This is a genomic window from Macrococcus epidermidis (assembly GCF_024205965.1).
Lineage (GTDB): Bacteria > Bacillota > Bacilli > Staphylococcales > Staphylococcaceae > Macrococcoides > Macrococcoides epidermidis.
The window spans coordinates 2,198,606-2,211,833 of record NZ_CP073819.1 but is presented as its reverse complement, the minus strand read 5'-3'; the positions used below and the strand labels follow the sequence as shown (position 1 = coordinate 2,211,833).

At 36.7% G+C, this 13,228-nt stretch carries 11 protein-coding genes, 1 pseudogene and 1 riboswitch; of the genes and pseudogenes, 9 read left to right on the top strand and 3 right to left on the bottom strand.

Annotation, left to right across the window (positions count from 1 at the left end; all coding sequences use genetic code 11):
* Complete coding sequence (locus tag KFV12_RS11840) at positions 1-891, bottom strand: PLP-dependent cysteine synthase family protein (RefSeq protein WP_275542457.1); 891 nt, start codon at positions 889-891, stop codon at positions 1-3.
* Between the two features lie 66 nt (positions 892-957).
* Positions 958-1,413: pseudogene (locus KFV12_RS11835) on the bottom strand (class I SAM-dependent methyltransferase); the annotation flags it as partial.
* Positions 1,414-1,674: 261 nt separating this feature from the next.
* Between KFV12_RS11835 and KFV12_RS11830 the strand changes: the two are divergent.
* From KFV12_RS11830 to ldmS, 5 genes are all read left to right on the top strand, one after another.
* The gene (locus KFV12_RS11830) at positions 1,675-2,217 is read left to right on the top strand and encodes a GrpB family protein (protein ID WP_111716646.1); all 543 of its coding nucleotides are present in this window, start codon (positions 1,675-1,677) and stop codon (positions 2,215-2,217) included.
* A gap of 120 nt (positions 2,218-2,337) precedes the next feature.
* Positions 2,338-3,012, top strand: coding sequence for a response regulator transcription factor (locus KFV12_RS11825; RefSeq protein WP_099581493.1), 675 nt, complete (start codon positions 2,338-2,340; stop codon positions 3,010-3,012).
* Positions 3,013-3,143: 131 nt separating this feature from the next.
* Positions 3,144-4,646, top strand: a complete 1,503-nt coding sequence (locus tag KFV12_RS11820) for a sensor histidine kinase (RefSeq protein ID WP_254256826.1) — start codon at positions 3,144-3,146, stop codon at positions 4,644-4,646.
* 54 nt (positions 4,647-4,700) lie between these two features.
* A riboswitch (SAM riboswitch) is annotated at positions 4,701-4,798 on the top strand.
* A gap of 58 nt (positions 4,799-4,856) precedes the next feature.
* Positions 4,857-6,041 carry a M20 family metallopeptidase gene (locus KFV12_RS11815; RefSeq protein WP_111716651.1) on the top strand — a complete coding sequence of 395 codons (1,185 nt, stop codon included), beginning with the start codon at positions 4,857-4,859 and terminating at the stop codon, positions 6,039-6,041.
* The gene (gene ldmS / locus KFV12_RS11810; protein ID WP_254256825.1) at positions 6,031-7,209 is read left to right on the top strand and encodes an L-aspartate--L-methionine ligase LdmS; all 1,179 of its coding nucleotides are present in this window, start codon (positions 6,031-6,033) and stop codon (positions 7,207-7,209) included. Before KFV12_RS11815 ends, ldmS begins: the two co-directional genes overlap by 11 nt.
* Before the next feature lie 199 nt (positions 7,210-7,408).
* Here the strand turns inward: ldmS and coaW are convergent, their stop codons facing one another.
* Complete coding sequence (gene coaW, locus KFV12_RS11805; RefSeq protein ID WP_254256824.1) at positions 7,409-8,221, bottom strand: type II pantothenate kinase; 813 nt, start codon at positions 8,219-8,221, stop codon at positions 7,409-7,411.
* 163 nt (positions 8,222-8,384) lie between these two features.
* Here coaW and KFV12_RS11800 point away from each other — a divergent pair, with 163 nt between their 5' ends.
* From KFV12_RS11800 to KFV12_RS11785, 4 genes are all read left to right on the top strand, one after another.
* A complete protein-coding gene (locus tag KFV12_RS11800) occupies positions 8,385-9,200 on the top strand; it encodes a GNAT family N-acetyltransferase (protein WP_111716656.1) in 816 nt (271 codons plus the stop codon).
* Between the two features lie 75 nt (positions 9,201-9,275).
* On the top strand, positions 9,276-9,806 hold the full coding sequence (gene rpoE / locus KFV12_RS11795) for a DNA-directed RNA polymerase subunit delta (protein WP_111716658.1): 531 nt from the start codon (positions 9,276-9,278) through the stop codon (positions 9,804-9,806).
* Between the two features lie 133 nt (positions 9,807-9,939).
* The gene (gene pyrG / locus KFV12_RS11790; protein WP_111716659.1) at positions 9,940-11,538 is read left to right on the top strand and encodes a CTP synthase; all 1,599 of its coding nucleotides are present in this window, start codon (positions 9,940-9,942) and stop codon (positions 11,536-11,538) included.
* A 115-nt stretch (positions 11,539-11,653) separates the two neighbouring features.
* Positions 11,654-12,547 carry a nuclease-related domain-containing protein gene (locus KFV12_RS11785; RefSeq protein WP_254256823.1) on the top strand — a complete coding sequence of 298 codons (894 nt, stop codon included), beginning with the start codon at positions 11,654-11,656 and terminating at the stop codon, positions 12,545-12,547.
* Positions 12,548-13,228: the final 681 nt, after the last annotated feature.

The following is a 13,228-nucleotide window of genomic DNA, read 5'->3' as shown; positions in this document are numbered from 1 at the left end:
TTATTCTCCTTTAATATTAAATATTGCTTGTGATAAATATCTGTCACTTGCATCCGGGAAGATGACTACGATATTTTGATTCGTAAAGTGTTGTTGCTGATTTAAAGCCGCCTGTAATGCAGCACCAGATGAACTACCTTGCATTAACCCTTCAAGCTTAGCAAGTTCTGACACTTTTGTAAAAGCATCGATATCAGAAATCGTTTCAACTGCATCGATTAAATCTTTTGGTAAGAAGTCTGGCCATTTTTCAACACCGATACCTTCAGTTCTGTGACTGCCTGATGCTCCACCATTTAATATTGAACCTTCCGGCTCTACGATTACTTTATGTGCATCTTTAAAGTAGTGTGCTAGCCCTGTAAACGTACCACCTGAGCCAGCGCCGGCTACGATCATATCAACGCGTCCAACATCCGCGATAATTTCATTGGCAAGTCCTTCATAACTAGAAGGATTATCAGGTGATTCGAATTGATTTGTGAAGAATGCGCCAGTTTCCTGTGCATATTTCAAAGCTTCCTCGCGTGCAAATAGCATCCCTTTTTCTGTTGGTGTATTGATAATTTCTGCACCTAAAGCACGCATGATGCTTTGTTTTTCAACACTGAACTTTTCTGGAACGTATACACGTAATTTTAAATCATACTTCTGGCATACGAGAGCTAACCCGATACCAGTATTTCCGGCTGTTGCTTCTACGACTTGACCGTTTTTAATATCGCCGCGATCTAACGCTTTCGTAATAATATTTAGACCTAGACGATCTTTTACCGAACCACCTAAATTATGATTCTCTAGTTTTGCGAATATACGATTTCCCTTATTTAATGGGAATGCTGTAATTTCTACCATTGGTGTGTGACCGATTAAATCAAATGGTTTTTTTATTGTTTTTTTTTCTAAAATTTGCAGGTGTGCAAAGCGGTTAAGTTGCGTATCGTGATAATCGAAGCCGTTGCGACTCGCGATGCTTTCCATTGTCTCTTTTAATGGATAGTATTCACGGTTTAAATCTTCTACTAAATTATTAAAACCAAGTGACGTATAATGCTCTATCATTGACTGTTTCTCTTCTTCAGAATTGAAGATTGTATCTAAAATGATGACACGGCCACCTTCATTTAATAATTCCGCATAATTACCGATAGCGATATCTTTTTCTGTATCTGTTAAGTGATGGAATGCAAATGAAGAAATAAATGTGTCAGCTGGTTGCTGTTTAAAGTTTAAAAAGTCACCACGTTCAAAAGAAATCCCTGTCTTCTTTTCTCCGATGGCAGCCATTTCTTCACTCGGTTCAATCGCACGTACGTTTAAACCTTGCTGTAAAAGGTAATTAGTTAAGTTACCGGTACCCGGTCCAAATTCTACAACATCACCTTTAGCATGTTTCACTGCTTGGGCGATCATAAAGTCATAGTTCACAAAAACATCTTTATATTCAGGATCCTGACCAGTTACGAAATTATCGTATTCTGATGCCCAGTCTTTAAATATATCCATAAAAGGTAAGCTCATTATTATTTTCCGCTCCTATACTTTAAGTAATCTTATCGGTTAACTCGGAATTAATAATAACATGGTACAAAGTAGAAAACAACGAAATAGTTTGTGAATCTAGTCACAATAAGTTATAATAGTAATATTACAAAATTTGAAAGTTGGTGGCATATGAAGAGGATTGTTGTTTTACCATATGATAGTATTTGGCAGCATTTGTTTTTAGATGAAAGCAGAAAATTAAAAAATAGTATTAAAGAGCACGCCGATAATATATTACATATCGGTTCAACAGCAGTTCCTGGTATGTCGGCTAAACCAATTATTGATATGATGATCGTCACTAAAAGTTTGCAGCTCTTTGAAACGCAGCATATGGCTTTAATCAATTTAGGTTATGAAAGCATCACACCGGAATTTAAAGATAGTCTGCAATATGTGAAGCGCATTTCAGGTGACAGAACGCATCAACTCTATATTTTTCCTGTAGGTCACGAAAAGATTATTGAAATGACTGCTTTTACCAGTTATTTAAAATATTATCCGAGCGAGATGGAACGCTATAATAGTGTGAAAAGAGAACTCGCTAAAATGTATCCATTTGATGTGCAGACCTATGAACAGTCTAAACTGATCTTTGTAACTGTGATGACGGTAAAAGCAGTGGACTGGTATAGTGATAGAACATCTCATGAAGATGTTTCAATAATTTAAGTCTAAGATTGAAGTAATTACTTCAGTCTTATTTTTTTATCATTTTAAAGAATAATACAAAAATAGTGGAAATTTTGTTATTATTACTAAATAAATGCATCTTTTAAAGGAGTCGAAAATATGCCGTCAATATTAATCGTAGAAGATGAACTTGAGATTGCTGAACTTATAAAGTTTATTCTCGTACGTGAAGGATTCGAAAAAGTTGATATTGCTTCTACATTTGCACAGGCGAAGTCGATGATTAGTGCGCACTATGATACGTATCTACTGGATATAAATCTTGGAGATGGGTCAGGTTATGATCTTGGCAATGAAATACGAGAAATGACCGATGCGCCGATTCTTTATGTATCGGCAAATACGCAGGATAGAGATAAGATTAAAGGCTTTCAAAATGGAGCAGATGATTATATTACAAAGCCATTTAATCCGATGGAACTTGCAGTGAGAGTAAAAGTCAATGTCGAGCGTTATATGAAGTCCGGTAAAAAAGAAAAGGTGTTATATTCATTTGATGAACGTAATGCAGAATTAACTGTAAGAGATAAGAAATATCTCCTTTCAGGAAAACAATATTTATTGATGCAATACTTATATGAACATCAGGATGAAATCTGTACGAAAGAGCAGATTTATGAAGCGGTGTGGGAAAATCAATTTGTAGACGATAATACCGTAATGGTGCATATCAGAAAGTTAAGAGAAAAGCTCGAAGTTGAGCCGAGTAAACCGAAATTATTATTAACGTCACGTGGTATCGGCTATATTTTAAAATCAGGTGAGGATAGATGAGCATCAGCAAAAAATTTATGATTCGCTTTATCCGCTATTTTCTGATCTTTTATTTTTCGGTGACATTCATTATTTGTGCTTTCTTTGTCTATTTCCTGTTTACGAGTGAGCAAAGCTTCTTTGAGGAAGATATGCAAAGCGTGGATTCATATTCTATTAGTGAATATATTAAGTTTGACGGGGACAAAGTTAAACCCGTTAAAGAGATGGTTAATTATGTTAAGCGACATGATGGAGTGCTTGTAGTAAAGAATAAAGATGATGAAGTGATTTACGCATCAGAAAAAGGATTTAAGTTACGCCCGTTAAATACATATCGTGCTGAAGAATTTACGACTTGGGAGATGCCAAAAGGACAGCAGGTTATCTATCTGCAGAATACGATATTAAATGAAGCAAGACGTAAACTAGAGAGAAATGAAAAAGACGCACAAAGTTATCTGGACGAACACAATCTCGCATTATTTGTCGTTGAGCGTAAAGGGATAACTAAAATTTCTGGAGCTTTTGATGAAGATGTCGTGAATAATACGCTGTTCAAGCATAAGAATAACGACAATTATCAAAAATATTTCTTTGTTTCATATTTTAAAGATAATAAAAATTATTATGTTGTTCAGAAAAATCCACATCCTGCAGATACGAAAGCAATATTTGCAGAAAACAGCTATATTTATGATAAAGATTTTATGAATGTTATGAAAAACTTTTTAATTTGGTATGCATGGATGAATCTTGTTGTATTAGCCGCTATTTTACTGTTATCAATCTTTTTAGGTAATCGTTTAGCGCAACCATTAAGACATTTTTCTACATGGGTAGAGCAACTAGCTAAGGGTGACTATTCCGTATTAAATAATGAAAAGATATATAAAAATGGCCGATTGCGTCGTAAATATCGTATGTATAGTCCGATAGACGGGGCGATCGCGAAGCTTACAGGAAAGTTATCAGATGATAAAAATTACCAAAGTAACATGAATATTCAGCGTGAAAACTGGGTACGTGGTATTACACATGATTTAAAAACACCACTGAGTTCAATTTATGGTTATGCAAAAATACTTAACAGTGGAATGCAGCTTGAACCGGACGAACAGAAGAAGTTTATAAGCATTATTGAAGATAAAGCATTATATATCGATCAGCTGCTGAAAGATTTGAATATGGTTTATCAGCTGAAAAGTGATGGCATTCAGTTCCATACAGAAGAAACGTGTTTACGAACGTATATTGATGCATTTGTCTCTCAATATGGCAATAAAGGGTTGAGCTACGTCCATAAAGAAGATGCGACGATTCATATTGATACGTCACGCATGGATCGTGTACTGACGAATATTGTGTCGAATAGTTTTACGCATAACGTTAATGTTGAAGTATGGATAAGTACGTACACGAGTGGAAGTAACGCAATCATAGAAATTTCGGATAACGGACAAGGTATACCGCAGGAAGATCTGACGCATATCTTTGAACAGTTCTATCGTGGTAATAGAACGAATGAACATCATAATGGCAGTGGTTTGGGATTATCTGTGGCAAAAGAAATCGTTGAACTGCATGATGGCACGATAGACGTTGTTAGTTCAGTGGCCGGTACGAAATTCTTAATTACTTTACTGACATATTAATTTTGATATTTGACAGAATTTATAGATAACTATATAGTTAGTATTAAATTCAATAACTTATCAAGACGGATCGAGGGAAGGGCCCGATGACATCCAGCAACCTGCAGTCATGTAAGGTGCTAATTCCTACAGCGTAAGCTGGCAGATAAGAACGTGTAGACATTCCTATCTGGGAATGTCTTTTTTTATAATTACGGAGGAGATAATAATATGAATAACAAAGTATTGCAATATATAGATGAACACAGAGATAAATTTATACGCATTAGTCATGAAATTCACGCACGACCTGAATTAGGTAATGAAGAATACTTTGCGTCTAATTTGCTGAGCAAGACATTAAAAGATGCAGGATTTAGTATAGAACGTGATATTGCAGGACATGAAACTGGATTTATCGCAACGTATGAAAGCGAGAAAGCAGGACCTACTATCGCTTATTTAGCAGAATACGATGCATTGCCAGGTCTAGGACATGCGTGTGGTCATAACATTATCGGCACATCTAGTGTATTATCAGCAATTGCTTTAAAAGAAGTGATTGATGATTTAGGCGGTGTTATTCAGGTATTTGGGACACCAGCTGAAGAAGGCGGTGTAAACGGTAGTGCGAAAGCATCATACGTTAAAGCAGGATTATTTAATGATAGTGATGTAGCATTGATGATTCATCCGGGACATGAATCGTTTAGAACCGTGCCAACACTTGCAGTAGACGTGTTTGAAGTGGAGTTTTTTGGCAAGACTGCGCATGCTTCTGAGAATGCGCATAATGGTATTAATGCGCTTGATGCGATGATCAGTTTCTTTAATGGAATCGGCCAATTGCGTCAGCATATTAAGAAGACGGATAAAGTGCATGGTGTTATTTTAGATGGTGGTAAGTCAGCAAATATTATTCCGGATTATACGAAAGCGAGATTTTATACCAGAGCAATTAGCAGAAAAGATTTAGATGTATTAACCGGTAAAGTCGATCGTGTAGCGCAAGGTGCGGCGATTACAGCAGGGGCAGAATATCAGCTCAATCACATTCAAAATGGTGTTAATGAATTCATCAGAAATACATTTTTAGATGATTTATTTGAGAAACATGCTATTATGCATAATGAGCCAATTCTGCATGATGATTTTGGTTTCGGTTCAACGGATACGGGGAATGTGAGTCACATCATACCGACGATTCACCCACATATTAAGATGGGACCATCAACGCTCGTTGGACACACGGTAGAATTTCGTGAAGCAGCGAAGAGCGCACACGGGGATCATGCCTTATTACAAGGTGCTAAAATAATGGCAACGATGGCAATCGAATTAATCGAGAAACCTGAAGAACTACAACGCATTAAACATTTACATGAAACATTAAAGGAGAACATTTATGGGGACTAAACCAATCAACTTACCATTAGTTATGAAAGATTTATATGGAGAGAAAGTGATGTATTCATCACGTCCATCCTATACTTTTAATCCATGGCTACAGCCAGAAGAACATCAGTCAAATTTACTGAGCGCACGTGAACTGTTAATCGCCGAGATGCCGGTCGTTGTACACGAAGCGACCGTGACAGATAAAACTGAAGCATTGTTTAATGCAGTTGGATTTGATATGCCGAATGGTTTCAGAGTGTATAATACACGTGAATCATATGAACAGGTGTTACGCGATGCGGTTCTGGATGGAGAAAAGATATTCTTTCAGTATGCCCATGAAGAGGAATTAGTACCAGGCGATAAATATGTTGTACCACGTGATAAATTTTTAGCGCTTAACAATAAATCGATACTGGATAAGTGGACGAAGGGTAAATTCTTGCCGAAACGTGATGTTGTGGCGATTGAAGACTTTGAAGATACTGTTCGTAAGTGGTCACTGCCTTTCGTGATTAAACCAGGGGATGAACATCCGACTGCCGGTGGATATGGCGTAATGCTGTGCTATACGCAGGAAGATGTTGAGCGTAGTATTAAACGCGTGCGAGAAGCAGAAGGTACAGCACAGATGATTATTGAACAGTTTATTGAACCGGTGCATAATTATTGTGTACAGTATGCATTTAGCGAAGAACTGGGTATTAAGTTTATTGGTTCAAGTCAACAGATCACTGAAAAGTACGGTAAATATCGTGGGAATATTATAGATCATAATATCCCGCAGGATGTCATCGATGCAGGATTAGAAATTATGCAAAATGGTGTAGAAGCTGGATATGTTGGCATTGCCGGCTTTGATTTACTTGTTGATAGCAAAGGTGAGATATACGCAATCGACCTTAACTTCAGACAGAACGGTTCAAGTTCGCTGTTGTTATTAGATAGTGTGTTAGCTGGAGATTATAAGAAGTTTCTTGCATATTATAGCGATGGAGATAACGCGAAATTCTTCGATGTCATATTGGATGAAGTGAAAGCAGGATACTTATTCCCGCTTGCATATTATAATGGAGATTATAAAGAGAAAGACGAATTCCCGTCGCGCTTTATCTGTATCTGGCATGGAGATGAAGATGTAATCGAATCTCGAGTAAAAGCATTTGAAGCACGACTGAAGGGGTGATTCATTTGAGTAAGAAAAATAATGCAACTGGTATTGCAGTAGCAACGACAATTATTAGTGCGACTTTAATTCCATTTTTGTTTAGTTTGGTTAAAGTAATTGGGAAGAAATAAGGTCGTCTGTTTTGGAGACGCTGTTAAATAAGGTCATCTGCAAAGCGAAACGCTGCGTTACTCACACGAGTAACGCAGCGTTTTTTTTATTGCTCATCCATCAATCTCAACGTTCCAACCGCACCTGAATATTCACCGTTTTCGATGAAGTACGGTTTAAAGTTGCGCAATACTGTATAGTTCATCACGATATCGCGCAGTAACGTATTGTTTAAGAAACTTGAGCCGATATAGACGACATATTCAGCACCAAACTCACGGGCTGCATGAATGGATACTGTTGTTACGGTTTCCCCGACGATACCTAATACTGAAGCAATTTTATCAGCATCACTAAAGTTTTCTGTATCTTTGTTATGGAGGACATTACCGAAATTGGCTGCAGTCAGTTCGCCTGGTATCGGCGTTTTATCTCCTTTATAGATATGTTTTACTTTTAAATCGATGATGTCACGATTTCCTTCTTTAGCTATCGTAACAATCTCATCGAAATCTTCTTTTCCAGTCAGTAAGTATGAAAGTCCCATCATCATACCACCACCTGCGCCTGTTCCGCCTGCACGGATTTGTTTGCCGTTGTCTACAAAATGGATAGATGTTCCTGTACCGACGTTACTAAACACAAACTTAGAAATATCAAGATTCATTTCTGTTAGGAATGATTGGATGCCACGGAATGTTGCATCAAATTCAATCGATTGAAAAGCATTTTGTGGGATTAAACTTTGCAGATACGTCGCTTTCCCACCCGTTAAAGCAACTTGTGCATCTGGTACGGTCTTTAACCATTCAGCTACTTCATCGATTTCAGTGCTCAGCTGTTTTCTGAAGGTGAATTTGTCGTTTTCTAAAATAGCAATTTTAATTAAAGTGCCACCAGCGTCAATACCAATCTTCATATCAATACCTCATTTATCATTTATCATTTGTTTTTGTCATTATACTATATTGAAACGTAGTTTGTGGAGATTCATTGTTTTGTTTAAATTTTGTGATAATTTTGAGATGAAATGGGTATATATTGAGTAAATTATTAAATTCATCCAAGACGGAGGCAACATTATGGAATTTATAGGATCGCAAATTAAGATTGTTCAATATAAAGAGGAATATAGACCTCAATTAGAAGCGTTTGAATTAACAGATAGACAAAAGGTATATTCATCATTACCTTTAGAAGTTTTAGATGAAGGTTTATTTGACCCGAACCGTAGACCGTGTGTCGTGCTTAATCATGACGAGCAGGTTGTCGGGTTCTTTGTGCTTCATCAACATTATCAGCATGAAGGATATGATACACCGGTTAATGCAGTATATGTACGCAGTTTATCAATCAATAATAAGTTACAGGGACAAGGTTACGGTACTGAGATTATGATGAATATCCCTGAGTTTGCACAAAGTGTATTTCCCAATTTTGATCATCTTTTCTTAGTGGTCGATGCTGAGAATCAAGGTGCGTGGAATTTATATGAGCGTGCTGGCTTTATGCATTTAGCGACAAACCCGAATGGTCCAATTGGTAAGGAGCGTCTTTATTATTTAGACTTAGATGCAAACTATGTTTCTAAATTAAGATTGGTTCAAGATGGTGACAATATTAAATTGCTGAAAGATGATAAAGCAGTAGGAACTGTCGAATTAGAAGTTGAAGGAAATATCGCTACATTGAAAGCGATGGATATTACTGAAGATGTGGATGTTATCCGTGAAAATGTGTTACGCCAGATTGCAACTTTTGTGCGTAAACATTTTAATGAGGTCATCAAGATAGAAGTAGAGGTTCCGGAAAACTTAAGAGATGTATACTTAAACAATAACTTTGTACCGATGGATGCTGAACATCCTAATCATTTAACGAAATTAATTCGTTATTAATCTTGCTTTAGAGGTCGTTTTCTTGATATGATGTAGTGTGAACTTAAACTAGCATAGTTTGAAAGGACGAAGAAAATGAAAATCTCTGAATATACAAAAGAAATGATAGATGAAAGCTCTTTTATCGATTTAGCTTATATTTATTTAACTGAAAAAGGTAAAGAAGTTAACCTTTATGATTTAATCGATGAATTCCAATCTATAGGTGAGTATTCAAGTGAAGAAATTGAAACACGTGTTGTTCAGTTCTACACAGATTTAAATACGGATGGTCGTTTTTTATCAACAGGTGAATATATGTGGGGTCTTCGCGACTGGTATTCAGTAGATGATATCGAAGAAAAAATCGCGCCGACAGTACAAAAATTTGACGTACTTGATGAAGACGATGAAGATGCACCTAAAATCGCTTTACTTGGTGAAGATGAAGTCGAAGATGAGTTAGACTTAGTTGTTAGTGAAGATGATGAAGAAAACGTTGACGCTGAAGACGAAGAAGTCGAAGATGAATTGGAAGAAGCAGGTTTAGTAGTTGAAGCGGATGAATTCGATGACGAAGACGATGAATTCGAAGATGAAGATGAAGAGGACCAAGAAGAATTATAATCTTAGTTGACATTTTGCTCAAAAATGATTATCATTTTACTTGGGCTCCTTTAATTAGGACGAACGTATAAACTTATGCGCTCCCTTTGCTTTTGCAAATGGAGTGCTTTTTTATTTTTTTAGGAGGTAAATCATGACAAAATTTATATTTGTAACAGGTGGGGTAGTATCTTCTTTAGGTAAAGGGATTACTGCAGCAAGTTTAGGAAGATTATTAAAAAATCGTGGTCTAAATGTAACAATTCAAAAGTTTGATCCATATTTAAACGTCGATCCAGGTACGATGAGTCCATATCAGCACGGTGAAGTATTCGTAACTGATGATGGCGCAGAAACAGACTTAGATTTAGGGCACTATGAACGTTTTATCGATATTAATTTAAATCAATATTCTAATGTTACAGCAGGTCGTGTTTATTCTCATGTATTGAAGAAAGAACGCCGCGGTGATTACTTAGGTGGAACAGTTCAAGTTATTCCCCATATTACTAATGAAATCAAATCACGTTTACTTCTAGCTGGCGAATCAACGAAAGCTGATGTGGTTATTACTGAAATTGGTGGTACGACAGGGGATATCGAATCACTTCCTTTTATCGAATCAATTCGCCAAATTAAAAGTGATCTCGGTCGTGAGAATGTAATGTACATTCATTGTACATTATTACCGTACATTAAAGCTGCGGGTGAAATGAAAACGAAACCGACACAACATTCTGTAAAAGAATTACGTGGATTAGGTATTCAACCAGATATGATTGTTGTACGTACTGAATATGAAATGACAGAAGACTTACGCGATAAAATTGCGTTATTCTGTGATATCGATAAAAAATCAGTAATCGAATGTCGTGATGCGGATACACTTTACCAAATTCCGGTTGCATTACAAGCACAAGATATGGATGATCTTGTAATTGAACGTTTAGGTTTAGAAGCAAGTGGTGAAGCGGATCTTACTGAATGGAATCAACTGTTAGATACTGTCCGTAACTTAGAAGGAAAAGTGAAAATTGCGCTAGTTGGTAAATATGTTGCATTACAGGATGCATATCTTTCAGTTGCTGAAGCATTAAAACATGCAGGTTATGCTTTCGGGAAAGATATCGAAATCGACTGGATCAATTCAGAACATTTAGATGTGAATAACTATAAAGAACGTCTTAAAGATGCTGACGGTATATTAGTACCTGGTGGTTTCGGTGAGCGTGGCATCGAAGGTAAGATTTTAGCGACACAATATGCGCGTGAGAACAATATTCCGTTCTTCGGTATTTGTTTAGGTATGCAGTTAGCGACAGTTGAATTTGCACGTAACGTTGTTGGATTGAAAGGTGCGCACTCAGCAGAGTTAGATCCAAATACACCTTATCCAGTTATCGCTTTATTACCTGATCAGAAAGATGTTGTAGATTTAGGCGGAACATTACGTTTAGGTTTATATCCATGTGAAGTGCAGGAAGGTACGAAAGCATTTGAAGCATATGGTGTGAACCATGTGGAGGAACGTCACCGTCATCGCTATGAATTTAACAACGAGTATCGTGAACGTTTAGAAGAAAAAGGATTAGTATTCTCTGGACTTTCACCAGATGGTCGCTTAGTGGAAATCGTTGAAATTCCAGACCATAAATGGTTTGTGGCATGTCAGTTCCATCCGGAATTCTTATCACGTCCAATGAAACCACAAAGTTTATTCCGTGGATTTGTAGAAGCAGCAATTAATAAATAAGATTTTTTAAAGGTCATCCTTTTGAGGGGGCCTTTTTTTGTATGTTGAAAGTTAACAAAAGTTAACTATTGAAATATTAATATTATTGTTGTAAATTAAGGGATGGAGGTGTAATATGTTTCTAAAACTTCATGAACCTGATAATAAGATGAGTTATTTAATGAATGTTGATGGAAGGTGTAGCCTGACAAAAGATGACAGTACTACTTTATTTGCATATCAAGTCGGATTTACCGGAGAAAACTATTTTTATGAACAACTGCAAGCTGTCGAAGGGGGATTGAAGCTTTGGGATATTACGTTGAAAGAATCTAGTAAAGCTCAGTTTGATTTTTTGATTATTGGTGATGGTAAAATTTTTCATTTTGATACAAAAAATTATTCGGGAGAATACACTTATATAGATGGAATATTTAAGAGTAATCGCGGTAGAGTCGATCAAACGATAATATCACAGTTGAAACGCGCAGACCTTATTTTACCCCAATTTTTAATGCGCAATGGATTTCGATACGAACATATGAGCCGTATCATCTTTGTGAATGAGAATTTTATTCTGAGGAACTTCAATGGTGATCAATATGTAAAGTTTGCCGGCCAAATACCTGGTATTATAGATTATCTTAAAAAACTTGGACCACCGACTGATGAAGATTACCGTTTGGCTAAAGCGTTGATTGCAGCGAACGTGGTCGATAATCACCGATTTGCTTATTACGATTATACGCAGATGAAGAAAGGTTATCGTTGTCCAAAGTGTAAACGATTTGGGTGTATGGAGGTAGCAAGTAGAAAGAAATATGTGGCTTGTCGTTGTGGTAGAAGACTAAGCAAACTAGATTATATTACAGAAGCAGCTAGACAAGTTTCAGTCCTTAAAAATGAACCATTTCAAATTAAAGAAATAGCTGAATGGAGTAACTGTGAAATTAAGACAGTCCAAAGAGCTCTTTTAAATAGCTGTAAGTTTAAAGGAAAGAATAAAGGTAGAGTTTATTGGTTTGAGTAGTAATGTGTGAGAGCAAGAAGTCCGATATAAGCGATATATCAGACAAGACGTACATCGAAATCGCGTATATCAAGAAAACAAGTCCGATATAAGTGGTATATCGGACAAGACGTACGTCGAAATCGTGTATATCAAGAAAACAAGTCCGATATAAGCGATATATCGGACAAGACGCACGTCGAAATCGTGTATATCAAGAAAACAAGTCCGATATAAGTGGTATATCGGACAAGACGCACGTCGAAATCGCACATATCAAGAAAACAAGTCCGATATAAGTGGTATATCGGACAAGACGTACATCGAAATCGCGTATATCAAGAAAACAAGTCCGATATAAGTGGTATATCGGACAAGACGTACATCGAAATCGCGTATATCAAGAAAACAAGTCCGATATAAGTGGTATATCGGACAAGACGTACATCGAAATCGCGTATATCAAGAAAACAAGTCCGATATAAGTGGTATATCGGACAAGACGCACGTCGAAATCGTGTATATCAAGAAAACAAGTCCGATATAAGTGGTATATCGGACAAGACGCACATCGAAATCGCGTATATCAAGAAAACAAGTCCGATATAAGTGGTATATCGGACAAGACGCACGTCGAAATCGCACATATCAAGAAAACAAGTCCGATATTCGCAATATATCAGACTTGTTTCATCACGCTAT

Excerpts from the sequence above, each read along its gene's own strand:
- KFV12_RS11830 (WP_111716646.1), top strand. The coding sequence starts at position 1,675 with ATGAAGAGGATTGTTGTTTTACCATATGATAGTATTTGGCAGCATTTG.
- KFV12_RS11825 (WP_099581493.1), top strand. The coding sequence starts at position 2,338 with ATGCCGTCAATATTAATCGTAGAAGATGAACTTGAGATTGCTGAACTT.
- KFV12_RS11820 (WP_254256826.1), top strand. The coding sequence starts at position 3,144 with ATGCAAAGCGTGGATTCATATTCTATTAGTGAATATATTAAGTTTGAC.
- KFV12_RS11815 (WP_111716651.1), top strand. The coding sequence starts at position 4,857 with ATGAATAACAAAGTATTGCAATATATAGATGAACACAGAGATAAATTT.
- ldmS (WP_254256825.1), top strand. The coding sequence starts at position 6,031 with ATGGGGACTAAACCAATCAACTTACCATTAGTTATGAAAGATTTATAT.
- coaW (WP_254256824.1), bottom strand. The coding sequence starts at position 8,221 with ATGAAGATTGGTATTGACGCTGGTGGCACTTTAATTAAAATTGCTATT.
- KFV12_RS11800 (WP_111716656.1), top strand. The coding sequence starts at position 8,385 with ATGGAATTTATAGGATCGCAAATTAAGATTGTTCAATATAAAGAGGAA.
- rpoE (WP_111716658.1), top strand. The coding sequence starts at position 9,276 with ATGAAAATCTCTGAATATACAAAAGAAATGATAGATGAAAGCTCTTTT.
- pyrG (WP_111716659.1), top strand. The coding sequence starts at position 9,940 with ATGACAAAATTTATATTTGTAACAGGTGGGGTAGTATCTTCTTTAGGT.
- KFV12_RS11785 (WP_254256823.1), top strand. The coding sequence starts at position 11,654 with ATGTTTCTAAAACTTCATGAACCTGATAATAAGATGAGTTATTTAATG.